The sequence below is a fragment of the Streptomyces sp. NPDC048172 genome (assembly GCF_043202595.1).
GTDB lineage: Bacteria > Actinomycetota > Actinomycetes > Streptomycetales > Streptomycetaceae > Streptomyces.
Map to the genome: position 1 here is coordinate 863,170 of NZ_JBIDAT010000002.1, position 23,690 is coordinate 886,859.

21 protein-coding genes, 1 pseudogene and 1 riboswitch are annotated in these 23,690 nt (G+C 71.8%); of the genes and pseudogenes, 12 read left to right on the plus strand and 10 right to left on the minus strand.

What is annotated here, in order from left to right:
* Positions 1–16 precede the first annotated feature (16 nt).
* On the minus strand, positions 17–1,006 hold the full coding sequence (locus ACGF3A_RS12590) for a zinc-binding dehydrogenase (protein WP_393728680.1): 990 nt from the start codon (positions 1,004–1,006) through the stop codon (positions 17–19).
* 124 nt (positions 1,007–1,130) lie between these two features.
* On the opposite strand from ACGF3A_RS12590, the gene ACGF3A_RS12595 reads away from it, so the two are divergent.
* Together ACGF3A_RS12595 and ACGF3A_RS12600 are read left to right on the plus strand one after the other, a co-directional pair.
* Positions 1,131–1,820: a pentapeptide repeat-containing protein gene (locus tag ACGF3A_RS12595; protein WP_393728682.1), complete on the plus strand. Its 690-nt coding sequence runs from the start codon at positions 1,131–1,133 to the stop codon at positions 1,818–1,820.
* A 135-nt stretch (positions 1,821–1,955) separates the two neighbouring features.
* A pseudogene (locus ACGF3A_RS12600) lies at positions 1,956–3,188 on the plus strand (glycoside hydrolase family 27 protein); the annotation flags it as partial.
* A 14-nt stretch (positions 3,189–3,202) separates the two neighbouring features.
* Here ACGF3A_RS12600 and ACGF3A_RS12605 read toward each other — a convergent pair.
* The 3 genes from ACGF3A_RS12605 to ACGF3A_RS12615 form a co-directional block, all read right to left on the minus strand.
* The gene (locus tag ACGF3A_RS12605) at positions 3,203–3,481 is read right to left on the minus strand and encodes a DUF2630 family protein (protein WP_393728684.1); all 279 of its coding nucleotides are present in this window, start codon (positions 3,479–3,481) and stop codon (positions 3,203–3,205) included.
* A 103-nt stretch (positions 3,482–3,584) separates the two neighbouring features.
* Positions 3,585–4,082: a hypothetical protein gene (locus ACGF3A_RS12610; RefSeq protein ID WP_393728686.1), complete on the minus strand. Its 498-nt coding sequence runs from the start codon at positions 4,080–4,082 to the stop codon at positions 3,585–3,587.
* Between the two features lie 98 nt (positions 4,083–4,180).
* Entirely contained in the window at positions 4,181–4,756 is a 576-nt protein-coding gene (locus tag ACGF3A_RS12615; RefSeq protein ID WP_393728688.1) for a TerD family protein, read from the minus strand.
* 237 nt (positions 4,757–4,993) lie between these two features.
* On the opposite strand from ACGF3A_RS12615, the gene arfB reads away from it, so the two are divergent.
* Positions 4,994–5,422, plus strand: a complete 429-nt coding sequence (gene arfB, locus ACGF3A_RS12620; protein ID WP_393728690.1) for an alternative ribosome rescue aminoacyl-tRNA hydrolase ArfB — start codon at positions 4,994–4,996, stop codon at positions 5,420–5,422.
* 15 nt (positions 5,423–5,437) lie between these two features.
* On the opposite strand, the gene ACGF3A_RS12625 is transcribed toward arfB, so the two are convergent.
* A complete protein-coding gene (locus ACGF3A_RS12625) occupies positions 5,438–5,995 on the minus strand; it encodes a flavin reductase family protein (RefSeq protein WP_393729115.1) in 558 nt (185 codons plus the stop codon).
* Positions 5,996–6,347: 352 nt separating this feature from the next.
* Between ACGF3A_RS12625 and ACGF3A_RS12630 the strand changes: the two genes are divergently transcribed.
* Together ACGF3A_RS12630 and ACGF3A_RS12635 are read left to right on the plus strand one after the other, a co-directional pair.
* Positions 6,348–8,381: a diguanylate cyclase domain-containing protein gene (locus tag ACGF3A_RS12630; protein WP_393728692.1), complete on the plus strand. Its 2,034-nt coding sequence runs from the start codon at positions 6,348–6,350 to the stop codon at positions 8,379–8,381.
* Positions 8,382–8,547: 166 nt separating this feature from the next.
* A complete protein-coding gene (locus ACGF3A_RS12635) occupies positions 8,548–9,504 on the plus strand; it encodes a hypothetical protein (RefSeq protein ID WP_393728693.1) in 957 nt (318 codons plus the stop codon).
* Between the two features lie 33 nt (positions 9,505–9,537).
* Here the strand turns inward: ACGF3A_RS12635 and ACGF3A_RS12640 are convergent, their stop codons facing one another.
* From ACGF3A_RS12640 to ACGF3A_RS12650, 3 genes are all read right to left on the minus strand, one after another.
* Complete coding sequence (locus tag ACGF3A_RS12640) at positions 9,538–10,488, minus strand: 1-phosphofructokinase family hexose kinase (RefSeq protein ID WP_393729117.1); 951 nt, start codon at positions 10,486–10,488, stop codon at positions 9,538–9,540.
* A 301-nt stretch (positions 10,489–10,789) separates the two neighbouring features.
* Positions 10,790–11,938: an N-acetylglucosamine-6-phosphate deacetylase gene (gene nagA, locus ACGF3A_RS12645; protein WP_393728695.1), complete on the minus strand. Its 1,149-nt coding sequence runs from the start codon at positions 11,936–11,938 to the stop codon at positions 10,790–10,792.
* Positions 11,935–12,855 (minus strand): ROK family protein, encoded by a 921-nt coding sequence (locus ACGF3A_RS12650; RefSeq protein ID WP_393729119.1) that lies wholly within the window; start codon positions 12,853–12,855, stop codon positions 11,935–11,937. Before ACGF3A_RS12650 ends, nagA begins: the two co-directional genes overlap by 4 nt.
* A gap of 341 nt (positions 12,856–13,196) precedes the next feature.
* On the opposite strand from ACGF3A_RS12650, the gene ACGF3A_RS12655 reads away from it, so the two are divergent.
* The 3 genes from ACGF3A_RS12655 to otsB all read left to right on the plus strand — a co-directional run bounded on the left by ACGF3A_RS12655 (position 13,197) and on the right by otsB (position 16,073).
* The gene (locus tag ACGF3A_RS12655) at positions 13,197–14,474 is read left to right on the plus strand and encodes an extracellular solute-binding protein (RefSeq protein WP_393728697.1); all 1,278 of its coding nucleotides are present in this window, start codon (positions 13,197–13,199) and stop codon (positions 14,472–14,474) included.
* 32 nt (positions 14,475–14,506) lie between these two features.
* A complete protein-coding gene (locus ACGF3A_RS12660; protein WP_393728699.1) occupies positions 14,507–14,749 on the plus strand; it encodes a DUF3263 domain-containing protein in 243 nt (80 codons plus the stop codon).
* 475 nt (positions 14,750–15,224) lie between these two features.
* Entirely contained in the window at positions 15,225–16,073 is an 849-nt protein-coding gene (gene otsB, locus ACGF3A_RS12665; protein WP_393728700.1) for a trehalose-phosphatase, read from the plus strand.
* Here the strand turns inward: otsB and ACGF3A_RS12670 are convergent.
* Both ACGF3A_RS12670 and ACGF3A_RS12675 read right to left on the minus strand, forming a co-directional pair.
* Complete coding sequence (locus ACGF3A_RS12670; RefSeq protein WP_393728702.1) at positions 16,062–17,522, minus strand: trehalose-6-phosphate synthase; 1,461 nt, start codon at positions 17,520–17,522, stop codon at positions 16,062–16,064. The two genes, otsB and ACGF3A_RS12670, sit on opposite strands and share 12 nt — an antisense overlap.
* Positions 17,523–17,551: 29 nt before the next feature.
* The gene (locus tag ACGF3A_RS12675) at positions 17,552–18,511 is read right to left on the minus strand and encodes a glucosyl-3-phosphoglycerate synthase (protein WP_393728703.1); all 960 of its coding nucleotides are present in this window, start codon (positions 18,509–18,511) and stop codon (positions 17,552–17,554) included.
* 155 nt (positions 18,512–18,666) lie between these two features.
* Positions 18,667–18,812, plus strand: a riboswitch (SAM riboswitch).
* A gap of 17 nt (positions 18,813–18,829) precedes the next feature.
* On the opposite strand from ACGF3A_RS12675, the gene thrC reads away from it, so the two are divergent.
* From thrC to groL, 4 genes are all read left to right on the plus strand, one after another.
* A complete protein-coding gene (gene thrC / locus ACGF3A_RS12680) occupies positions 18,830–20,128 on the plus strand; it encodes a threonine synthase (protein WP_393728705.1) in 1,299 nt (432 codons plus the stop codon).
* Between the two features lie 34 nt (positions 20,129–20,162).
* Positions 20,163–20,438 carry a MoaD/ThiS family protein gene (locus ACGF3A_RS12685; RefSeq protein ID WP_393728707.1) on the plus strand — a complete coding sequence of 92 codons (276 nt, stop codon included), beginning with the start codon at positions 20,163–20,165 and terminating at the stop codon, positions 20,436–20,438.
* Between the two features lie 425 nt (positions 20,439–20,863).
* Entirely contained in the window at positions 20,864–21,067 is a 204-nt protein-coding gene (locus ACGF3A_RS12690) for a cold-shock protein (RefSeq protein ID WP_016472377.1), read from the plus strand.
* Between the two features lie 286 nt (positions 21,068–21,353).
* On the plus strand, positions 21,354–22,982 hold the full coding sequence (gene groL / locus ACGF3A_RS12695; protein ID WP_393728710.1) for a chaperonin GroEL: 1,629 nt from the start codon (positions 21,354–21,356) through the stop codon (positions 22,980–22,982).
* Positions 22,983–23,690 lie beyond the last annotated feature (708 nt).

Sequence of the window (23,690 nt, forward strand, 5' to 3'; positions counted from 1 at the left end):
GACGATCACGGGACGTCTACGGGACCAGGACCACCTTGCCCGTCGTCGCCCGGGACTCCAGTGCCGCGTGGGCCTCCGCCGCCTCCGCGAGGCGGTACGTGCTGACGAGCGGCACCAGGACGCCCTTCGCCGCGAGCGCGAGGGACTCCTCCTCCAGCTCGCGCTTGTGCCCCTGGACCAGGGCGGCGGGCAGCGGCTGGACGGTGATGCCGCGGGCGCTCAGCTCCTCGTCGGTGAGGGCGGGGGTCGCGTCGTCGGAGACGAGGGACGACGAGCCGCCGTAGGCGTGGTGGACGCCGCCGGGGGCGAGCAGGTCGAGCGCCGTACGGGCGAGGACGCCGCCGGGGCTGTCGAAGAGCTGGGTGACGGGGCGGTCGCCGCCCAGCTCGGCCCGTACGCGGTCCGCCCAGCCCGCGCGGGCGTAGTCGACGGCCAGGTCGACGTCGAGCTCGCGGACGAGGGCGGTCTTGGCCTCGCCGCCCGCCGCGCCGACGACGAAGGCGCCGCGGTGCTTGGCGTACTGCGCGAGGAGCGCGCCCATGCCGCCCGCGGCCGCGAGGACCAGGACCGTGTCCTCGGGGGCGATCCGCGCCGACCGGAGCACGCCCATGACCGTACGGCCGGTGCCGATCATGGCGACGGCGGCGGGCGCGGAGAGCGCGTCCGGTACGGGGTGGAGCGCGGCGGCGTCGGCGACCGCCAACTCGGCGTAGCCGCCCGGGACCTGGCCCAGGTGGACGGTGACGCGGCGGCCGAGCCAGCTCGCGTCGGTGCCCTCGCCGAGCGCGTCGACGGTGCCCGCGACCTCGCGGCCGGGGATCGTCGGCAGCTCGGGGAGCGGGAAGGGGCCCAGCTGCCGTCCCGCGCGCAGGACGGAGTCGATGAGGTGGACGCCCGCCGCCTCCACGGCGATCCGGACCTGCCCAGGGCCGGGCACGGGGTCGGGGGCCTCCTCGTACGTGAGGTTCCCGGCGGGGCCGAAGGCGTGCAGACGGGCGGCGTGCATGAGGGCTCCTCGTGGTCGGCGCGGCAGGTGGCGTGTGTGAGTCTGCTACTTGAAGTTACGTTCAAGTCAAGGGGTGCCGGAGGCCGTCCCGGGCGATGTCAGTGGTGCGGTGCAGCATGGGTGGATGGCGAAGGCGAGTGGAGCGGCGGGGGTACGTGAGGCGCGGCGGCCGGAGATCGGGCTGCCCGAGCTGCGGCCGTACGAGGGGCACGAGGGAAGGGGTGGCGCGGGCCTGGAGCCCGACGGGGACTACGACGGGGTGGGTTTCGAGGATCTCGACCTGGGCGGTGCGGAGGCCGCGGGGGCGACCTTCCTCGACTGCGGGATCTACCACTGCGGGCTGGACGAGGCGGGGCTGGAGCGGGCCCGGGTGCTCGATTCGGTGCTGGACGGCGTGTGGGGCGTCGGCACGCGCCTGGCCGGGGCCGAGCTGCGGGACGTGGAGCTGCGCGACGCGCGGCTGGGCGGGACGCAGCTGCACGGGGCGCGGCTGAACCGAGTGCTGGTGCGGGGCGGGAAGGCGGACTTCCTGAATCTGCGTCAGGCGAAGCTCAGGGACGTCACGTTCGAGGGGTGCGTGCTCGTCGAGCCGGACTTCGGCGGGGCGGTGCTGGAGCGGGTGACGTTCGTCGACTGCGTGCTGCGCCGGGCGGAGTTCGGGCAGGTCACGCTCAAGGATGTGGACCTGCGCGGGGTGACGGAGCTGGAGATCGCGACGGGGGTGGACCGGCTGGCGGGCGCGGTGATCAGTCCGGCCCAGCTCATGGAGCTGGCGCCCGCGTTCGCGGCGCAGATCGGGGTGCGGGTGGAGTAAGAGTCTCCAGAGGCAACGGAAACAAACAATTGTCGGCAGGGTTCCACACGTGCGAACACGGTCGTACGGTGACTTCGCGGGGGGACTTGTTGCGTTCATGTCCAATGTGCGTGTCGAGCGAGGTTGGAGGAACGGATGAAGAGAGCGGTAGGAACGCTCGCCCTCACCCTGTTGTGCACCTTGGGGCTGTCGGTGCCCGCGCAAGCGGAACCGGCACCAGCGTCGGACCCGGCCCCCGCAGCCCCCGCTGCTTCCGCGCCCGGTGACGGGCTCGCCAAGACCCCGCCCATGGGGTTCAACAACTGGAACTCCACGCACTGCCGCGCCGAGTTCAACGAGGACATGGTCAAGGGCATCGCCGACCTGTTCGTCGAGAAGGGCCTGAAGGAGAAGGGCTACGAGTACGTGAACCTCGACGACTGCTGGGCCGAGCCCGGCCGCGACGCCGAGGGCAAGCTCGTCCCGAACAAGGAGCGCTTCCCCAACGGGATCAAGGCCGTCGCCGACTACGTGCACTCCAAGGGCCTCAAGCTCGGCATCTACACCAGCGCCGGGACGTGGACGTGCAACACGGAGCCGGGGATGCCCGGCGCGCTCGGCCACGAGGAGAGCGACGCCCAGCAGTTCGCGGACTGGGGTGTCGACTACCTCAAGTACGACAACTGCAACAACCAGGGCGTCCCCGCCCAGGACCGCTACGAGACGATGCGCGCGGCCCTGGAGAAGACCGGCCGCCCCATCGTCTACAGCATCTGCGAGTGGGGCGAGAACAAGCCCTGGGAGTGGGCCGGGGACGTCGGGCACCTGTGGCGCACCACCGGCGACATCTCCGACAACTGGGACAGCATGCTCGGCATCATGAAGCAGAACCTGCCGCTGGCGCAGTACGCCAAGCCGGGCGCCTGGAACGACCCGGACATGCTGGAGGTCGGGAACGGCGGCATGACCGACACCGAGTACCGCACGCACTTCTCGATGTGGTCGATCATGGCCGCGCCGCTGCTCATCGGCTCCGACCTGCGCAAGGCGAGCGACGAGACGCTGGAGATCCTGGAGAACGAAGAGGTCATCGCCGTCGATCAGGACCCGCTCGGCAAGCAGGGCGCCGTCGTCTCCCAGGAGGGCGGCCGCTGGGTCGTCGGCAAGGAGATGGAGGACGGCAGCCGTGCCGTCGCGCTCTTCAACGAGACGGGCGAGGAGCAGTCCATATCGACGACCGCGAAGGCCGTCGGCCTCCCGGACGCGGACGCGTACAAGGTCCGTGACCTGTGGAAGCACGAGGACGGGACCTCGAAGGGGGAGATAGCGGCCAAGGTCCCCGCGCACGGGACGGTGCTGGTCCGGGTGTCCCCCGCCGGGGACGGCGCCGCCGGGGGCGCGGCTCAGGACAGGTAGCCCTCGACCTCCGAGGAGGGGCGCACGGACGCGTCGGCCGGGTTCTCCCCGGCGTCGCGCCTCGCGCGGCGCTGGCGGAGCAGGTCCCAGCACTGGTCCAGCTCGCGCTCCAGCCCGCCCAGGACCTCGTGCTCCTCCTCGGCGGTCACGCGGCCCTGGGCGAGCTGCTCGCGCAGCCGGTGCTCGTCGGCCACGAGCTGCTTCACGCGCGCGAGGATCTCGCCCTCGGCACGCCGCTCGCGCTGCTCCTCGGGGGGCTGGCCCATGAGGTCCCACCACCTTCGTGCGGTTCGCTCTCCAGCGTAGGAAGGCGGGCGCGGGCGCGCACTCCGGAGGGGCCGACGCTCGGATGCGGGGTCGGATGCGGCGTCAGACGCGGGGGAAGCGGGCCATCAGGTCCCAGACGGCCGGATTGGCGTCCAGGCCCTCGTGCATGTCGGTGAGGTCCGCGAGCAGGTCGCGGAGGAAGTCACGGGTCTCGCGGCGCAGCTCGCTGTGCGAGAAGGAGAGCGGGCGCTCGTCGGAGGCGGTCCAGTCCGCCGTGATGTCCACCCAGCCGAAGCGGCGCGTGAAGCGCAGCCTGTCCGCCGACTCGGTGAAGTCCAGCTCGGCCCGGTGCGGGCCGGGGGAGCGGGCGCCGAGGGGGTCGCGGTCGAGCTCCTCCGCGATGTCGCACAGCGCCCACGCGAAGTCGAGGACGGGCACCCATCCCCACGCTGTGGACAGCTCGCGGTCGGCCTCGGTGTCGGCGAGATAGACGTCGCCGCAGAAGAGATCGTGCCGCAGCGTCCGTACGTCCGCCGTGCGGTAGTCCGTCTGGGGCGGGTCGGGGAAGCGGCGGGAGAGCGAGTAGCCGATGTCGAGCACGGCCCGATGGTGTCATGGGCCTGGACACGTCAGCGGGGTGGTGCTCCCCCAAGAGCACCACCCCGCGTCGGTCACGGCGCGGACGCCGTCCGCGAACCTCAGACGTTGACGCCGAAGTCCTGGGCGATGCCGACGAGACCCGAGGCGTACCCCTGGCCGACGGCGCGGAACTTCCACTCGGCGCCGCTGCGGTACAGCTCGCCGAAGACCATGGCGGTCTCGGTGGCGGCGTCCTCGCTCAGGTCGTAACGCGCGATCTCGGCCTCGCCCGCCTGGTTCACGATGCGGATGAACGCGTTGCGCACCTGGCCGAAGTTCTGGCTGCGGGACTCCGCGTCGTAGATCGAGACCGGGAAGACGATCTTGTCGATCTCGGCGGGCAGGCCCGCGAGGTTGACCTTGATCTGCTCGTCGTCGCCCTCGCCCTCACCCGTGACGTTGTCACCGGTGTGGACGATGGTCTGGTCCGGCGTCGCCTTGTTGTTGAAGAAGATGAAGTGCTGGTCCGAGTAGACCTTGCCCTCGGCGGTGACGGCGATGGCGCTCGCGTCGAGGTCGAAGTCGGTGCCGGTGGTGGTGCGGACGTCCCAGCCGAGGCCGACCGTGACGGCGGTCAGGCCCGGTGCCTCCTTGGTGAGCGAGACGTTGCCGCCCTTGGACAGGCTTACAGCCATGGGAGGAGCCCTTCTTGTCGTGTTCCTGGGGGTCGGTCCTTGGTGTCGCGAGATCCACGGGACACGATGCCTTGATCCGGTCCCGTGACCTCACACCTTCCACAACGCAGCCGGGGGACGGGCGGGTTCCAGGTTTCTTTGCCTTCTTTACGTTTCCCTGTCGCGATGCCCGGTCAGGGGCGGTGCGTGCCCGGAAAACGGGGTGACGCGAGAGCCGCGGAACGCGACCATGGACACATGTCCGGTCCCTATGTCATCCGCGGTGCGGTCTCCCTGCCGGAGGCCGAGCTGGTGTGGCGTTTCTCGCGCTCCTCGGGCCCGGGCGGCCAGCATGTGAACACCAGCGACAGTCAGGCCGAGCTCCGCCTCGACCTCGCGAAGACCGAGGCGCTGCCCGAGGTCTGGAAGCGGCGCGCGCTGGAGCGGCTCGCGGGGCGCCTGGTCGACGGCGTGCTCGTCGTACGGGCGAGCGAGCACCGCTCCCAGTGGCGGAACCGGGAGACGGCCGCCGTGCGCATGGCGGCGCTGCTCGCGGAGGCCACGGCACCGCCCCCGCCGCCCCGCCGCAAGAAGCGGATCCCGCGCGGGATCAACGAGCGCAGGCTGCGCGAGAAGAAGCGCCGCGGCGACGTGAAGCGGGGCCGTTCGGGCGGCGGCTGGGACTAGCCGGGACCAGAGGCGTCAGCCCAGGTTCCGGTAGCGGCCCTGGTAGTAGAGGAGCGGGCCGCCCTCGCCTCCGGTGCGGGTCGTGGCGAGCACGCGGCCGATGACCAGGGTGTGGTCACCGGCCCGTACGCGCTGCTCCGTGCGGCACTCGACGGCGGCGAGCGCGCCGTCGACCAGGGGGGCGCCGGAGACCGTGCCGCGCGAGTGCGGCAGGTCCTGGAAGAGGAGCCGGTCGCTGAGCCGCCCCTTCATTGCGAAGCGACCGGCGGCTTGTCGTTGTCCCTCGGTCAGCAGCGAGACGGCCCAGAGGTCCTGGCGCTCCAGCACCTCGTCCATCCGGGAGCCGTCGCGCAGGCTCACCATCACCAGGGGCGGGTCGAGGGAGACGGAGACGAAGGCCGTCGCGGTCATGCCGACGTCCTCGCCGCGCGGGCCCTCGTCGGGGTCGTGGACGGTGACGAGCACCACCCCCGCCGCCAGCCGTGCCATGGCGGCCCGGAACTCCTCGTCGCTCACTCCTCCAGCATGGGGCATCTGCCGGGGTACGTGGGTCTGGGACGCGTGGGCCGTCATCTGCTGCTGCACTGGGTGGGACACGTGTACACGCTAACGATCTCCGCGCGGGGCCCGCATCGGGCTCGGGGACCAGACCGGGCCTAGGACCACCGGTCGCATTGCGGGTGAAACGGGCGGTATGCGAGGCGGTTACGACCGGATTTTCCGGCTCCGGTCTCGATTGCCGACCGCGCGGCGCAGTCAACCGATAGCACACTGTTGTGACTTGAGTCACAGAGGGCATTAATTGTTGACCCTGTGTACCGGGTGAACAGCTCGCTGTGATTCAGTGGCCGTGGCAGTCGGACCCGCGACGTGACGAAGTCCCGCGAGCACCTGGAGATGACGTACAAGGCTCAGGGGGAGGGCGATGGAAACCGAGTCGGAGCCCTATGTCCGCCTCGCCAGTCTGCGTATGTTGCACCATGTCGTGGCGCAGCTCAACACCGCCCGTAGTCTGGCCGACACGCTCCAGACCGTGGCGGACGGCGTGGTCGAGGGGCTGGGCTTCGAGATCGCGGCGGTGAACCTGGTGCGGGCCGACGGCGATCTCGTCGTCGCGGCCGTGGCGGGCAGCCCGGCCGCCGAGGCGATGATGGCGGGCCGTGTCGGCTCCCGCGCCTCCTGGGAGCGCCGTCTGACGATGGGCGAGCAGTGGGGCTCGCTCCGCTTCATCCCGTACACCGAGGGCTGGGTGCTCGACGACGACGACGTGCCGCAGTGGCACGCGACGGGCATCGTGCCGCAGCACAACGACGGCTGGCACCCCATGGACCGCCTCTTCGCCCCGCTCTACGCGTCGGACGGCGAGCTGCTCGGCGTCCTCTCGGTCGACAAGCCGCGCAACGGCCGCAGGCCGGGGGCCTGGGGCTGCGAGGCCCTGCAGATGTACGCGTCGCAGGCCGCCATCGCGATCAGCAACGCCCGCCTGCGGTCGAACATGCAGCGGGCCCTGGTCCGGCTGGAGCGCGAGCAGCAGGCGCTGCGCGCGAGCGAGGAGAGCTTCCGCCAGGCGTTCGAGTACGCGCCGAGCGGCATGGCCGTCGCCGAGATGGGCGGCGACCAGCACGGGCGGCTGCTGCGGATCAACGACGCGCTGTGCCGCCTGCTGGGCCGCCCCGCCACCGCCATGCGGCGGTACTCGTTCTCCGACCTGGTCCACCCCGAGGACATCGGCACCCTGCTGCGTACGTCCGCCGAGGGCGGCCGGGCCGAGCTGCGCCTCGCGCGGCGCGACGGCTCGTACGTCTGGGTCTCGCTGCGCAACTCCGTCGTGGCCGACGCGGCGGACGGGCCGCGCTATCTGCTGACCCACGTCGAGGACATCGAGGAGCGCAAGCGGCACGAGCTCCAGCTCGCCCACCGCGCCAGCCACGACTCGCTCACCGGGCTGCCCAACAGCGCCGAGCTGCGCGCCCGGCTCGGCAGCCGCCTGTGCGCGCAGCCGGGCCGCGGCACCGCCGCCGTCTCGGACGTCGCGCGCCTGGAGGCCGCGGGCAACCACGAGATGGGCGCCGTCGACGCCCGGCACGGCTGGGGCACCCACGACCGCACCCCCGGCCTCGGCGCCTTCGAGGCGGCCCGGGGCTACGGGCCGGGGCCGGAGGTGCCCTACGACGGCTCGGATGGGTACGAGGGCGCCTGGCAGCCCCAGGACCCCAACGCCCACCCGCACGGGGCGTACGGCGCCTACGGCGGTCACGCGGGCCACCAGGGCCACCAGGTTCACCCGGGCCACCCCGGCCACCCGGGTCACGCGGCCCCCGGTGCGTACGAGGGCTACGAGGGCTATGAGGGGTACGACGGATACGCCGCGGACGGCTTCGCCGTGGACGGCTCCCTTCCCGGCGTCGAGGTCCCCGAGGAGTTCGGGGGCCCCGTGCCGCCCGGCGCGCTGCCGTTCACGGTGGGCGGTCCCGGCATGCCAGGGGCGGCGTCCGGGCCCGGCGGCAGGCCCGACCCCCACCATGTGCACGCCAGGCCGCCGGAGGGCGACGGGCCCGGGGAGAAGGGGCTCGCCGTCCTCTTCTGCGACCTGGACGGCTTCAAGTCCATCAACGACCGCTTCGGGCACCACAGCGGCGACGCGGTCCTCGTCGAGGTCGCCCGCCGCCTCTCCGGCGGCGTGCGGGACAACGACACGGTGGCCCGGATGGGCGGCGACGAGTTCGTGGTCCTCGCGGACGGGCTCGGCCCCTCCGAGGCCCAGGACCTCGCCGTCCGCCTGCGGAACGCGATCATCCCCCCGATCCGGGTGGACGGCCGCGCGGTGCGGGTCGGGGCCAGCTTCGGCATCGGCTGGGCGGCCTGCGGCATGACGCCCGAGGAGATCCTGCAATCCGCCGACCAGCGGATGTACGTCGAGAAGCGCTCCCGGTCGAAGGGGCAGCGCCGGGCGGGTTGAGGGCCCGGGGCGCGGGACCAGTAGCCTCCAGGTGAACTTGCGATGAGTCCCGCGTTGGGCCCCTGCGGCCACGTGTGGATGGTTTGTGGATCATTCTGGGGCAGGCGTCCGGGTAGTCCGGGGGCGGTAGGCTCGCCGGATACCTGACGCAGTAGGGAGTGAAGGGATGACCGCCGAGAGCAACGGCACGGGGGCGGCGCCGGAGGGCGACGAGGACCCGTTCGCCTACCTGTACCGGCAAGAGGGCAGCACGGGCGCGACGGCCCAGCAGCCCGGCGTCCCGCGTCGGTCGTACAACCAGGTGCGCGCGGTCGGCGAGCGGCAGTACGGGGGCCCGCAGGCGCAGACGTACCAGCCGCCGGCGCAGCCCCCGACCGTTCCCCCGCAGCAGCCCAACGCGCACTACGCGGCGCCGGAGACCATGCCCGGCGGGCGCGCGGCTGCGCGGCACCCGGGCGGTCCGGGAGGCGGCCAGGGGCGCGGCGCCAGGCGGAACAGGAACGGCCTGCTGATCGGCGCGATCGCGGTCGTCGCCGCCGTCGTCGCGGGCATCGGCGCGGCCATCGTCTTCAACGACGACGGTGACACGGCGCAGGGCGCGGAGAAGCCCAGCGGCCAGGAGCAGAAGGACAAGGGCGGCCAGGACGACGCCAAGGACAAGGGCAAGAAGAAGCCCGCGCCGCAGACCGGACTGCCGCCGCGCAAGGACGCCGCGGGCGCGACGCTCGCGGGGGGAGCCGCGCCCGCCAAGGACGTCGCCAAGGCACAGGGCAAGGGCGGCACGTACGTCGGCGGCATGAACCAGACCGGCGCCTCGGTCACCTGGACCATGAAGGACATCCCGAAGTCCGGCAAGTACACGGTCTTCGTGCGCTACGGGGTGCCCGGCGAGGACGCCAACTCGACCCTGACCGTGAACGGGGAGAAGATCCCCCGGCCCGTCAGCATGAAGAACTTCACCGGCGCCAAGAAGGGCGACTGGGAGGCGGGCTGGACCAAGACGTTCGCCTGGGTCGACCTGGAGAAGGGCCGGAACCGCGTGCAGATCTCCTGCGGCGACGGCAACAAGTGCAACTTCAACCTCGACCAGTTCTGGCTCAAGGAAGGCTGGGTCAAGAACTGAGGTTCTGACCACGGCCGACCCGGCGACCCGATCTCACGCCGGCGCTTCCGGCTCCTCCGGTTCGCTGATCCGGACCAGGGGGAGCAGCCGCGCGTACGTATCCGCGTCGAACTCGCCCGCCACCGGGGCCCGTACGGTCGCGGCCGACAGGGCGACGGCGCGGGCCAGCATGTCCCGCCAGGACAGCCCCTCGGCGAGCCCCGACAGCAGCGCGGCGACGGCGGAGTCGCCCGCGCCCGTGGGGTTGCCCGCCAGCCGCTCGACCGGGTCGGCGTGCCAGAGGCCGTCCGGGGTGACGAGCAGCATCCCGTCGGCGCCGAGCGAGGCGGCCACCGAACGGGCGCCGCGCCGCTGGGCCCCGCGGGCCGCGCGCAGCGGATCGGTGGTGCCGGTGATGTCGGCGAGTTCCTGGCCGTTCGGCTTGATCAGCTCGGGGCGCGCGGCGAGGCCCCGGCGCAGCGGCTCGCCGCTCGTGTCGAGGAGCGCGGGCACCCCGGCGGCGCGCGCCTCGCGCACGAGCGCGGCGTACGCGCCCACGGGCACGCCCGGCGGCAGGCTGCCGCAGAGCGCGACGGCGCGGACGTCCTCGCGCAGCAGCTCGCGGTAGGCGCCGAGGAAGGCGGTCCACTCGGCGGGGGAGATGTGCGGGCCCGGCTCGTTGAACTGCGTGGTGTCGCCGGTCGTCTCGTCGACGACGCCGACCGTGCGGCGGGTGGTGCCCGCCACGGGGACGAGCGCGTCGCGCACCCCCGACGCCGCGGGCTCCTCGGTGAGGTGGCCGCGCAGCTCCGCGCCCGTGCCGCCGCCGACGAAGCCGGTGACGGTCGCCTCGTACCCGAGCGCGGCCAGCACCCTGGCGACGTTGAGGCCCTTGCCGCCGGGGCGCTCCGTCACCTCGCGTATCCGGTGCGAGGCGTGGGGCTCCAGCCGCCGTACGCGGTACGTGAGGTCGAGCGCGGCGTTGAGCGTGACCGTCAGGAACATCGTGCTGCGCACCGTCCTCTCCGAGACGACCTTTCGTGCGCTCTTTCGCGAACGCCCGAGCGATCATGCCAGGGGGACCGCGCCTCTTCTAGCCCGTGCCCGGCATCGGGGCTGATCAGAGGCTGCCTCGCGCTGCGCTTCGCAGGCTGCGGCTGGTGCCGTGGCCGGTCGCGCAGTTCCCCGCGCCCCTGAAGCCGCCCCTGCGGGGCGCTTCGGGGCGCCCCGAAGGGGCGCGGGGAACTGCGCGCTCAGCCACCGTGCAAGCCGCGGACTGCGATGCTCCGCAAGGGGCAGTTCCGTCTCAGCCCCCAAGGGGGCGGACCACCCACTCACCCCGTCGCATCACGCCCGCCAGGGCGAAGTCCTCGTCCAGGACGACGAGGTCCGCGTACTTGCCCGGTTCCAGGGTGCCCACCTTGTCGTCGACGCCGAGCAGGCGTGCGGGGTTGGTGGAGATGGCCTGGACGACGTCCGGGACCGGCAGTCTGTCCACGGTCACCGAGCGGCGGAACGCGGAGTCGAGCGTGAGCGTCGAGCCCGCGATGGAGCCGCCCTCGATCAGCCGGGCCACGCCGTCCTTGACCTCGACCTCCAGCGGGCCGAGCGGGTAGCGGCCGTCTTCCATGCCCGCGGCGCCCATCGCGTCGGTGATCAGCGCGACGCGCCCCGCGCCCGCGCGGTCGAAGGCCAGCTCCAGCACGGAGGGGTGCAGATGGGTGCCGTCGTTGATCAGCTCGACGGTGACCCGCTCGTCCTCCAGGAGCGCGGGGACCGGGCCGGGCGCGCGGTGGCCGAGCGGCGGCATCGCGTTGAAGAGGTGCGTGGCGACCGTCGCGCCCGCTTCGATGGCCTCCAGCGTGCCGTCGTAGTCCGTGTCGGTGTGGCCGACGGCCGCGATGACGCCGCTGTCGGCCAGCAGCCGCACCGACTCCAGGCCGCCGGGGCGCTCGGGCGCGAGCGTCACCATCTTCGCGGTGCCGCGCGCCGCGTCGAGCAGCTTGCGTACGTCCGCGGGGTCGGGGTCGCGCAGCAGCGAGGGGTCGTGGGCGCCGCGCCGCTCGCAGGAGATGAACGGTCCCTCGAAGTGGACGCCCGCGAGCTCGCCCTCCTCGGCCAGCTCGCTGAGCGCCGCCGCCTGGCGGCACAGGTCGTCGAGGTCGCCGGTGACGGTGGAGGCGACCATGGTGGTGGTGCCGTGCTCGCGGTGGGTGCGGATGCTGGTCAGGGCCTCCTCGGGCGTCCCCGCGGAGAAGGAGGCGCCGCCGCCGCCGTGGACGTGCATGTCCACGAAGCCGGGCACGATCCAGTGGCCCGACAGGTCGAGGACGTCGCCCTCGCCGCCGGGGGATTCGGCGGCGAGGGTGGTGCCCTCGACGACGAGTCTGCCGTCCTCCCGCACGCCTTCCGGCAGCACCGCACGTGCCCCGGTCAGCACCGTTCGCTTGGTCATCGGCTCGCAACCTCCGCGGAGTGAAGATCCCAGGCGAGAAGACCCGCGCCCAGGCAGCCCGCGGCGTCCCCGAGGGCCGCGGGCACGATGGCCGGGAGGGGCTGGAACGTGACCTTCTCGCGGACCGCCTCCCGGAGCGGTACGAAGAGGGTGTCGCCTGCCTCGGCCAGGCCACCGCCGATGATCAGTGTGCGGGGATCCAGCAGGGTGAGCCCCGTGACGAGGCCGGTGGCGAGCGCGTCGATGGCGTCGCGCCAGACGGCGACGGCGCGGGGGTCCCCGGACTCGACGGCCTTCGCCGCGTCGGCCGCCGTGGCCTGCGGGTCGCCGCACGCCTCGGCCCAGGCGAGGCCGACGGCGGAGGCGGAGGCCAGCCGCTCCAGGCAGCCGCGCTGCCCGCAGCCGCAGGGCGGCCCGTCGGGGCGCACGACGATGTGGCCGATCTCGCCCGCGGCGCCGTGCGCGCCGGGCTCGACCTTGCCGTCGATGCCGATGGCCCCGGCGATGCCGGTGCCGAGCGGCAGGAAGAGATAGCGGTCGACGCCCTCGCCCGCGCCGATCCGGCCCTCGGCGAGGCCGCCCGTACGGACGTCGTGGCCGAGCGCGACGGGCAGCGGGGGCATCCCGGCGGGGCGGCCGTCGGCGAACCGCTCGCGCAGCAGCGCGCGGAACGGCACGTCGCGCCAGCCGAGGTTGGCGGAGAAGACGGCGACGCCGTTCGCCTCGTCGATGGTGCCGGGCACGGCGACGCCCGCGGCCAGGGGCTCCGTCCCGTACTGCTCGACACCGAGGGCGCGCAGTTCGGCCGCGAAGGCGAGGACGCCCTCGACCGCCGCCTCCGGGCCGTGCTCGCGCACGGTGGGCCGGCGCGCCTCGTGCAGCAACTCGTTGTCCGCGCCGATCAGGGCGGCCTTCATTCCGGTGCCGCCCACGTCCAGGGCCACGACGTACGGGACTGCGGCGTAGTCAGAGGTACTCACACGTAGCAGTCTCCCGCGAGAGGACAGAATAGGTCTAGTCCACTTCAGGGGATCTTTCCGGCGGTGTGCCCGTGCGCGGGGGAGGAATGAAGGATTCCGTGTCGATGGGCACACTGGTGTAGACCTATGAGGGCGCACAAGAGAGACTCGGCGCGCGACACCGCGCAACAGTGCGCAAGTGAACGTACATCGAACATTTACGGGCGCTCAGCACGATCGGCACGACCCGTGACAGGGAGACACCAGGTCACGGCAGGGGTTTGAGGGGTATCGGAATGATGGAACGACGGCGATTCCTGAGCCTGGCCGCCGCCACCGGCGCGGCCGGTGCCGTCGGGATGACGGCGGCAGGGTGCGACTCCGGGCCGGGATCCGACGAGGCGACCCTCAAGCTCGTCGCCGCCGACTACGGGGACTCGGCCGACAACAGCTCCGAGAAGTACTGGAAGGGTCTCGCCGCGTCCTTCACCAAGAAGCACCCCGGCATCCGCGTCGACGTCTCCGTCTACAGCTGGTCCGACGTGGACCGGAAGGTCGCCGAGATGGTCGAGTCGGGCGACTCCCCGGACCTGGCCCAGATCGGCGCGTACGCCGACTACGCCGCGCAGGGCAAGCTCTACAAGGCCAACGAACTGCTCTCGATCCCCGTCCAGGCCGACTTCCTCACCGGCCTCGCCGAGGCGGGCGAGGTGCGGCGCGTCCAGTACGGGCTGCCGTTCGTCTCCAGCACCCGGCTGCTCTTCTACAACAAGGACCTCTTCGCCAAGGCCGGGCTCGACCCCGACGACCCGCCGCAGAGCTGGAAGGCGCTCAAGGAGGCGGCCGCGAAGCTGAAGGACGCGGGCGTGAAGTACCCGTACGGGCTGCCGCTCGGGCGCGAGGAGGCACCCGCCGAGACGCTGATCTGGATGCTCGGCGGGGGCGGCGGCTACACCGACACCGTCGGCAACTACACGATCAACTCCGCCGCCAACATCGACACCTTCGCCTGGATCCGCGACAACCTGGTCAAGCCCGGCCTCACCGGCGGCAAGCCGGGCCGCATCGACCGGCAGACCCTCTTCGACGCCTTCAGCGAGGGCGACGTCGGCATGCTCAACGGCCACCCCACGCTCATGCAGCAGGCCGACCGCGGCAAGATCTCGTACGGCACCGGCCGCATCCCCGGCAAGGGCGGCCCCTCCGAGGCCACGCTCGGCGTCGCCGACTGGATGATGGCCTTCAAGGAGAACGGGCGCAGGCTGGAGGCCCGTAAGTTCCTCGACTACGTCTACCGGGAGAAGAACCACTACGCGTTCGCCGACCGCTACGACCTGATGCCGGTCACCACCTCGGCCACCGAGCGGATGCGGGGCGACCGCAGGCACAAGGAGCTGTGGCGCTTCCTGGACCAGCTCCCGGACGCCGAGTTCTACCCCGCGGGCAAGGTCTCCTGGGCGCGGGCGAGCGCCGACGTCAAGAAGAACATCGGCAAGGCCGTCGAGCCCGGCGGCGACCCGGCGTCCGTCCTCGGGGCCATCCAGCGGGCGGCGGAGTCGGAGGAGCGCTCGGAGTAGGCCCGTCAGGAGGGCCCGGTACGTTGGAAGGCATGAACGAGCAGGGGCAGGGGCTGTCCGACCAGGACGAGGCGATACTCGCCCTGGAGCGGGTGGGCTGGTCGGCGCCCGGCACCAAGGAGCGGGCGATACGGGAGCGGCTGGGCCTCTCCCCTACTCGGTACTACCAGCTCCTCAACGCGCTCCTCGACGATCCTCGCGCCCTCGCCCACGACCCCGTCACGGTCAATCGCCTCCGAGCCCGCCGCCAATCCCGCCGCGACCGCACACGCTAGCCCCGGGTCACGACACCTCGGGGCTTGCCCCCTGTTCCCTCAGGGGCGCGGGGCTGTGTCTGATGTGCGGCTCCGCCGCGTGGGCGCGACCGGTCACGACACCTCGGGGCTAGCCCCTTTTCCCTAAGGGGCGCGGGGAACTGCGCGCCCAGCCCCGACGCGGCCGCAGCCCGCGAAGCACAGCCCGGGGCACCCCGGGCGCGGCCCCGTTGCGCGGGGCACCCGGCGAAGTGGGCTGCGCTTGCCAACCCTGCGCCTTGCGCAGACTTCCCAAGCACAGCGGGAGCGAGAAGCGCAGACTTCCCAAGCGCTGTGGGGCGGAGGGAGAAGCGCAGACTTCCCAAGCGCTGTGGGGCGGAGGGAGAAGCGCAGACTTCCCAAGCGCTGTGGGGTGGAGGGAGAAGCGCAGACTTCCCAAGCTTCGCAGGGGGCGAGGGAGAAGCAGGGGCTGGGGCTTGCGCCGTAGGCTCTGGGTATGGGTATTGGTGAGCCTCTGACCGGTGTCGGGCGGGAAGGGCTGGGGGCGTTGCTTCGGGGGCCCGGGGAAGCCGTGCTTGGGTTGGACTTCGATGGGACGTTGGCGCCCATCGTGGGGGACCCCGCAGACGCGCGGGCGCACCCCGGTGCCGTGCCCGCGCTCGCGCGCCTCGCGCCAAGGCTGCGGGCCGTCGCCGTGATCACCGGCCGCCCCGCCGAGGAGGCCGTCGCCCACGGGGGGTTCAAAGGCGTCGCCGCACTCGCGCACCTCACCGTGCTCGGCGCGTACGGCGCGGAGCGGTGGGACGCGGCCACCGGCGAGGCGCACGCCGCCCCCGCGCCGCCCGGCGTCGCCGCCGTACGGGCCGAACTGCCGCCGCTCCTCGCGGAGCTGGGCGTCCCCGAGGGGACCTGGACCGAGGACAAGGGGCGGGCGCTGGCCGTGCACACGCGGCGTACGGCGGACCCCGACCGAGTCCTCGACCTCCTGCGGGAGCCCCTCGCAGGCCTCGCCGCGCGGCATGGGCTGCTCGTCGAGCCCGGCCGTATGGTGCTCGAACTCCGGCCGCCGGGCGCGGACAAGGGCGCCGCGCTGAAGGAGTTCGTACGGGAGAAGGGCGCGCGCTCCGTCGCGTACGCGGGGGACGATCTGGGCGATCTGGCCGCCTACGACGCGGTCGAGGAGATGAGAGGGCAGGGGGTGAACGGGCTGCTGGTGTGCAGCTCGGCAGCCGGAACGGGCGAGTCCGTGCCCGAACTCGCCGCACGGGCCGACCTGTTGGTTCCGGGCCCCGAAGGAGTCGTCGCGTTCCTGGAAGGGCTCGCGGAGGAGATCTCAGGCGCGTAGGGCGTCGAGCTGGTCCAGGAACCACTGCGTCGGCGGCAGTGCCGTGGCCGCCGTCGCGAGCCGTTTCGTCCGCTCGGCGCGCACCGACCGCTCCAGGCCGAGCGCCGCGCCCAGCGCCTCGGCGGTGGCCGTCACGTCGTACGGGTTGACCTCGATCGCGTCCTCGCGCAGTTCCTCGTACGCGCCCGCCTCGCGGGAGAGGACCAGCGCGCAGCCCTCGTCGGAGACGACGGGGACCTCCTTGGCGACGAGGTTCATCCCATCCCGGATCGGGTTGACGAGCGCGACGTCCGCGAGGCGGTACGCGGCGAGGGAGCGCGCGAAGTCGTCCTCGACGTGCAGGAGGACGGGGGTCCAGCCGGGGACCCCGAATTCCTCGTTCACGGCCTCGGCGACGCGCGCCACCTCCGCCGTGTAGTCGCGGTAGACCCGCAGGTCCTGGCGCGAGGGGTAGGCGAAGGCGAGGTGCGTGACGTGCTCGCGCCACTCGGGGTGGTCGGCCAGCAGCCGCCGGTACGCGTGCAGGCCGCGCACGATGTTCTTCGACAGCTCGGTGCGGTCCACGCGGACGATCGTCCTCCGCGCCGCACCGTCCGGCCCGTACCCGATCTGCTCGCGCAGCTGCGCCATCCGCTCCGCCACGTCGTCGCGGTGCGCGCGCTCGCGCAGGAAGTCGGCGTCGGCGCCGAGGCCGTGCACGCCGATCTCCGTCGTGCGGCCCTCGTGGATCACCCGGAACGGCTCCCGCCGCACCTCGGCGCCCAGCACCCGCGCGCAGCACTCCGCGAACGCCTCCGCCCAGCGCCAGGTCAGGAACGCGGCGCGGTCCGCGCCGAGGATTCCGCGCAGCACCGCCTCGGCCACCGCGTCGGGCAGCAGCCGGTAGTAGTCCGGCGGGGCCCAGGGCGTGTGCGAGAAGTGGCCGATGCGCAGGTCGGGCCGGCGTTCGTGGAGCAGCCGGGGGACGAGCGTGAGGTGGTAGTCCTGCACGAGGACGGCGGCGCCGTGCCCCGCCTCCTCGGCGAGCGCGTCGGCGAACGCGGTGTTGTACGCCTCGTAGGCCGCCCACTCCCGCGCGAAGTCCGCGTCGAAGGACGGCTCCAGCGGCGTCTCGTAGAGCATGTGGTGGACGAACCACAGCACCGAGTTGGCCACGCCGTGGTACGCGGCCTCGAACACGTCCGGCGCGAGGTCCAGCATCCGTACGGCCTGGCCGCCCGTGTCCTCGGGGGCCAGTCGCTTCCCCGCCCGCCGGGCCGCCTCCCGGTCGCCCTCGCCGAGCGCCGCGCAGACCCAGACCGCCCCGGCCTCGGGGCCGATCGCCGAGAGCCCGGAGACGAGGCCGCCGCCGCCGCGCCGGGGGGCGAGTCCGCCGTCGGCACCCAGCGCGTACGCCACAGGGCCCCGGTTGGACGCCACAAGTACCTGGGAAGTTGCGCCAGCGGCCATGCGCGGAGCTTAGCCGTCGGCCCTCGAACTCAAACGTATGTGCCGCGCGGCGCGTACTCCGGGACGGTGCGCATCGGCGGGCGCTCCTCCGTGACCAGGACGTGGTCGCGCGGGACGAACGCGCCGGAGGCGTCCCGCTCGAACTGGGTGAGCGGGGTGAGCGGGGTGAGGCTCCGGGCCCGGGCGCTCCCCTGGGGCAGCCTGCGCTCCGCCGTCGCGTAGATCGCCGCGGCCATCCGGCCGAGCGCCTGGCCGTCCTGGTGGCGGTGGTGGCGGACGCCGACGTCGACCTGGGCGAGCGCGTCGAGGCCCGCCGTCTCCAGGGCGTCGATGAGCAGGGCGAGCTCCACCCCGTAACCCACCGGGAAGGGGAGGCGCTCCAGGAGCGAGCGGCGCGCCGCGTACTCCCCGCCGAGCGGCTGGACGATCCCCGCCAGGCGCGGCCAGTGCAGGTTCAGCAGCGGGCGCGCCACCAGCTCGGTCACCCGGCCGCCGCCTGCCGGGACGCCGTCCAGCGGGCGGTCGTACATCGCCTTGACGAACGCGACGTCCGGGTCCGTGAGCAGCGGGCCGACGATGCCGGAGACGAAGGAGGCGGAGAACTCGCGCAGGTCCGCGTCGACGAAGCAGACCACGTCACCGTGCGTGGCCAGCAGCGAACGCCACAGCACCTCGCCCTTGCCGGGGCTGGGCGCCAGCCGGGGCAGCACCTCGTCGCGGTGGATCACCTTGGCGCCCGCCGCCGCGGCGACCTCGGCGGTACGGTCGGTGGAGCCGGAGTCCATCACCACCAGCTCGTCGACGAGCGCGGACAGGTCGCGGCGGATGACGGAGACGATCCGGCCGACCGTCTCCTCCTCGTCCAGCGCGGGCAGCACCACGCTGACCGTGGTGCCGGTGCGGCGCTTGGCGGCGAGGAGCTGGTCGAGCGGCCGGTCGGCGGCGCGCCAGGAGCGACGCCGCAGCCAGTGGCCCACTTCGTCGAGCACGGGCCCGCCTTCCTGTGATCCATCTCGCGGTTCGGACGACTATCTCAAGGGTCAGAGGTGTCGGTTACAGTCTTGAACAACGCACGTGAACCTCGCATGCCGGGGTTCGCGGGTGATGTGTGACAAACGCCTGGCCTGCGGGTCAGCGCCATAGCAGCTCATCCAGAGGGGCAGAGGGAACGGCCCGTTGAAGCCCCGGCAACCATCCCGCGAGCCACGCCATTCTTCCGACGGCGAGGCCCCGCGTGGGGACGGTGCCAATTCCGTCCCGTGACGAGATACGCCACGGGGAAGATGAGGAGAAAGGGCCTCGCCTCCATGGCTGTGCAAGCAGTGGAAAGCACCACCACCTCCACCACCTCCACTTTTGATCTCGGTCCCGCCGTGGCGCTCTCCTGCCGCGAGTGCGGCACCCGCACCCCGCTCGGCCCCAGCTTCGTGTGCCTGGAGTGTTTCGGGCCGCTGGAGGTGGCGTACGAGCTGCCGGGCGGCGACCCCGAGGCGCTCCGCGCCCGTATCGCGTCCGGCCCGTCGAACATGTGGCGGTACGCGCCGCTGCTCCCCGTCCCCGCGGACGTCGCGGCGAAGCCGAATCTGAACCCGGGCCTGACCCCGCTCGTCCAGGCCGACCGCCTCGCCGCCGAGCTGGGCGTCACCGGCGGGCTCTACGTGAAGGACGACTCCGGCAACCCGACGCACTCCTTCAAGGACCGCCCGGTGGCCATCGCGCTGGAGGCCGCCCGCGCCTTCGGCTTCACCACGCTCTCCTGCTCCTCCACCGGCAATCTGGCCGGTGCCGTCGGCGCCGCGGCGGCCCGCGCGGGCCTGCGCTCCTGCGTCTTCATCCCGGACGGCCTGGAGCAGTCCAAGGTCGTCATGGCCGCGGTCTACGGGGGCCAGCTGGTCGCCATCGACGGCACCTACGACGACGTGAACCGCTTCTGCTCCGAGCTGATCGGCGACCCGCTCGGCGAGGGCTGGGGCTTCACCAACGTCAATCTGCGGCCGTTCTACGCCGAGGGCTCCAAGACCCTGGCGTACGAGATCTGCGAGCAGCTCGGCTGGGAGCTGCCGGACCAGATCGTGATCCCCGTGGCCTCGGGCTGCCAGCTCGTGAAGATCGACAAGGGGCTGCGCGAGCTGGTGAAGCTCGGGCTGGTCGAGGACAAGCCGGTCCGGATCTTCGCCGCGCAGGCGGAGGGCTGCTCGCCGGTCTCGCGCGCTTACAAGGACGGCACCGACGCGGTCCGTCCCGTCAGGAAGCCGGACACGATCGCCAAGTCCCTGGCCATCGGCGACCCGGCGGACGGGCCCTACGTGATCGACATCTGCCGCCGCACCGGCGGCGCGGTGGACGATGTGAACGACGAGCAGATCGTCGACGCGATGAAGCTGCTGGCCCGTACGGAGGGCGTCTTCGCGGAGACCGCGGGCGGGGTCACGCTGGGCGTCACCCGCAAGCTGATCGAGAGCGGGGCGATCGACCCCGCGCTCACGACGGTCGTGCTGAACACGGGGGACGGGCTGAAGACCCTGGACGCCGTGGCGCCGTCGTCGCGGCCCACCGCCGTCATCCGCCCCAGCCTGGACGCGTTCCGCGACGCCGGTCTGGCCTGAGCCCCGTCCCCGCCTTGAGAGAGGAAGCAGAAGCATGAGCGTGAACGTCCGGATCCCCACCATCCTCCGCACCTACACCGGCGGGCAGGCCGAGGTGAGCGCCGAGGGCGCGACCCTCAGCGAGGTCCTGGCCGACCTGGAGAAGAACCACGCCGGTATCGGCGCCCGCGTGCTCGACGACACGGGCAAGCTGCGCCGCTTCGTGAACGTGTACGTGAACGACGACGACGTCCGCTTCGAGCAGGGGCTGCAGACGCCGACCCCCGAGGGCGCGGGCGTCTCGATCATTCCGGCGGTCGCGGGCGGCTAGAAGCTAAAAGATCAACTGACGTCGAACGGTACGGAGTCGCCCCTCCCGGCCCAGAGCCGGAAGGGGCGATTCCGTGTTTCAGGAGACGGTAGAGTGACGGGAGTCCCTCCCGCGCGTTTGCCGAACGCATATGAGACCGCGACAAGTTGTGCCCGAAATCGGGGAGCTAATTGTCGTGTAGGTCCTCTATGTCCGGCCCGACTTGCCCTGCTTTCCGCGCAGTTGAGGGGAATCATCCGATCGGCCGTGCCCAGAATTCTCGTCCGATTGACCTGTTGCGGAGGGCGTCCGTGCAGATACATTCAGCGGCGGTCGACGCGTTCCGGCGCACGCCCCCTCCGGATTGGTCCCGGTTTGGGGGTGAGGTCTGACCCGGGTTCGCGAGGTGCGGGCTCGTGCAAGGGCCAGTAATAGGGGAGTTAGGAATGGCTCAGGGCACCGTCAAGTGGTTCAACGCGGAGAAGGGGTACGGCTTCATCGCGGTCGACGGTGGTGCGGACGTGTTCGTCCACTACAGCGCGATTCAGATGGACGGTTACCGCACCCTGGATGAAGGGCAGCGGGTCGAGTTCGAGATCTCGCAGGGTCAGAAGGGGCCGCAGGCGGACATGGTCCGCGTGACCGGCTGAGCGCCGACCAGACTGCGCGAACTGAGAGGAGGGGCCGCACCCCGAGGGGGTGCGGCCCCTCCTGCTGTGCCCGGGGGCTCCGGGACGTACTCTGAGCCGCTTGCACTCAGGGGGGTCGAGTGCTAATTATTGGCGTTAGCACTCTCCGCGTGAGAGTGACAGAGAGGACCGGGTCGGTGAGGTCCGCAGGCCGGGTGGGGCAAGGAACCGCCGGGTCGCAGACCGTCCGTCGCGGGCGCCAGCGCGGTCCGGAGAAATCCCATCCCGTCCGGGAGGACCACTTCACATGGCCAAGATCATCGCCTTCGACGAGGAGGCGCGGCGAGGGCTTGAGCGCGGCATGAACCAGCTCGCCGACGCCGTCAAGGTCACCCTCGGCCCCAAGGGCCGTAACGTCGTGCTGGAGAAGAAGTGGGGCGCCCCCACGATCACCAACGACGGTGTCTCCATCGCCAAGGAGATCGAGCTCGAGGACTCCTACGAGAAGATCGGCGCCGAGCTGGTCAAGGAGGTCGCCAAGAAGACGGACGACGTCGCCGGTGACGGCACGACGACCGCGACCGTCCTGGCCCAGGCGCTCGTCAAGGAGGGCCTGCGCAACGTTGCCGCCGGTGCCAACCCGATGGCGCTGAAGCGCGGCATCGAGAAGGCCACCGAGGCCGTCTCCGGCGCGCTGCTGGAGCAGGCCAAGGACGTGGAGACCAAGGAGCAGATCGCCTCCACCGCCTCCATCTCCGCCGCCGACACCCAGATCGGCGAGCTCATCGCCGAGGCCATGGACAAGGTCGGCAAGGAAGGCGTCATCACCGTCGAGGAGTCGCAGACCTTCGGTCTGGAGCTTGAGCTCACCGAGGGCATGCGCTTCGACAAGGGCTACATCTCCGCCTACTTCGCCACCGACATGGAGCGCATGGAGGCGGAGCTGGAGGACCCGTACATCCTCATCGTCAACTCCAAGATCAGCAACGTGAAGGACCTCCTTCCGCTGCTGGAGAAGGTCATGCAGTCGGGCAAGCCGCTGCTGATCATCGCGGAGGACGTCGAGGGCGAGGCCCTGTCCACGCTGGTCGTCAACAAGATCCGTGGCACCTTCAAGTCCGTCGCCGTCAAGGCCCCGGGCTTCGGCGACCGCCGCAAGGCGATGCTGAACGACATCGCGATCCTCACCGGCGGTCAGGTCATCGCCGAAGAGGTCGGCCTCAAGCTGGAGAACGCCGGTCTCGACCTGCTGGGCCGCGCCCGCAAGGTCGTCATCACCAAGGACGAGACCACCATCGTCGACGGTGCCGGTGACAGCGAGCAGGTCGCCGGTCGCGTGAACCAGATCCGCGCCGAGATCGAGAACTCGGACTCGGACTACGACCGCGAGAAGCTCCAGGAGCGCCTGGCGAAGCTGGCCGGCGGCGTGGCCGTCATCAAGGCCGGTGCCGCCACCGAGGTCGAGCTCAAGGAGCGCAAGCACCGCATCGAGGACGCCGTTCGCAACGCGAAGGCGGCCGTCGAGGAGGGCATCGTCGCGGGCGGTGGCGTGGCCCTGCTGCAGGCCGCCACGGTCTTCGAGAAGCTGGAGCTGGAGGGCGACGAGGCCACCGGTGCCGCCGCCGTCAAGCTGGCCCTGGAGGCCCCGCTCAAGCAGATCGCGGTCAACGCCGGTCTTGAGGGCGGCGTCGTCGTCGAGAAGGTCCGCAACCTCACCCCGGGCAACGGCCTGAACGCCGCCACCGGTGAGTACGTCGACATGATCGCCGAGGGCATCCTCGACCCGGCCAAGGTGACGCGCTCCGCGCTGCAGAACGCCGCCTCCATCGCGGCGCTCTTCCTCACCACCGAGGCCGTCATCGCCGACAAGCCGGAGAAGGCCGCCGCGGGCGCCGACGCGGCTGCCGCCGGTGGCATGGGCGGCATGGACTTCTGAGTCCCCCCGCTCGACCCCGCACCAACTGAGGGCGGTGTCCCTTCCCTTCGGGGGAGGGGCACCGCCCTTCGGTGTTGAGCCGTGAGCTGTTCCGAATGATCAACGCAGCGTCACCGCAGGGGCTTTACAGGATTCACACCACCCCCATATGGTCACTCAAGGCAATCGCCTGACGCCACGGCGTGCAATGCCGTGTGTCGAACGGGGGGCTCTGCAGGTATCGCCTGACCAGCGATGCCTTCTGCCGATTTCCGGCGAACGACATCACGCCCTCGGGTGCGCGCTGCCGTCGTACGGACGACGTGGCGCTGCACCGTGCAACCCGGTCATGTCATGAACCACCGTTGCCACGAGCTCAGGAGTTCACGTGACACTCACACCGGAAAGACGGCGGAAGTTAGGGATCGCGGCCAAGACCTGTGCGCTGGGAGCTGCCGCGTCGGCCGTGATCGCGCTGACCGCTCCGATGGCCTTCGCCTCGCACGAGAGGAACTGGACCCACGGTTGCCGCGGGTACTGGTACAGCACTACGGGGCACGCGTACTGCAAGAGTGCCAGCGGGGGGACGTACGGCGTGAAGTACGACTGTGCGAGCCAGCCCGACAAGTGGGACAGCGAATTCCTGGACCCGGGATACAGGGGCAAGTTCAGCACGGCCGAATGCCGATTCGACCTCAGGAAGACGCGAGTGAGCTGACCTCGACCTGA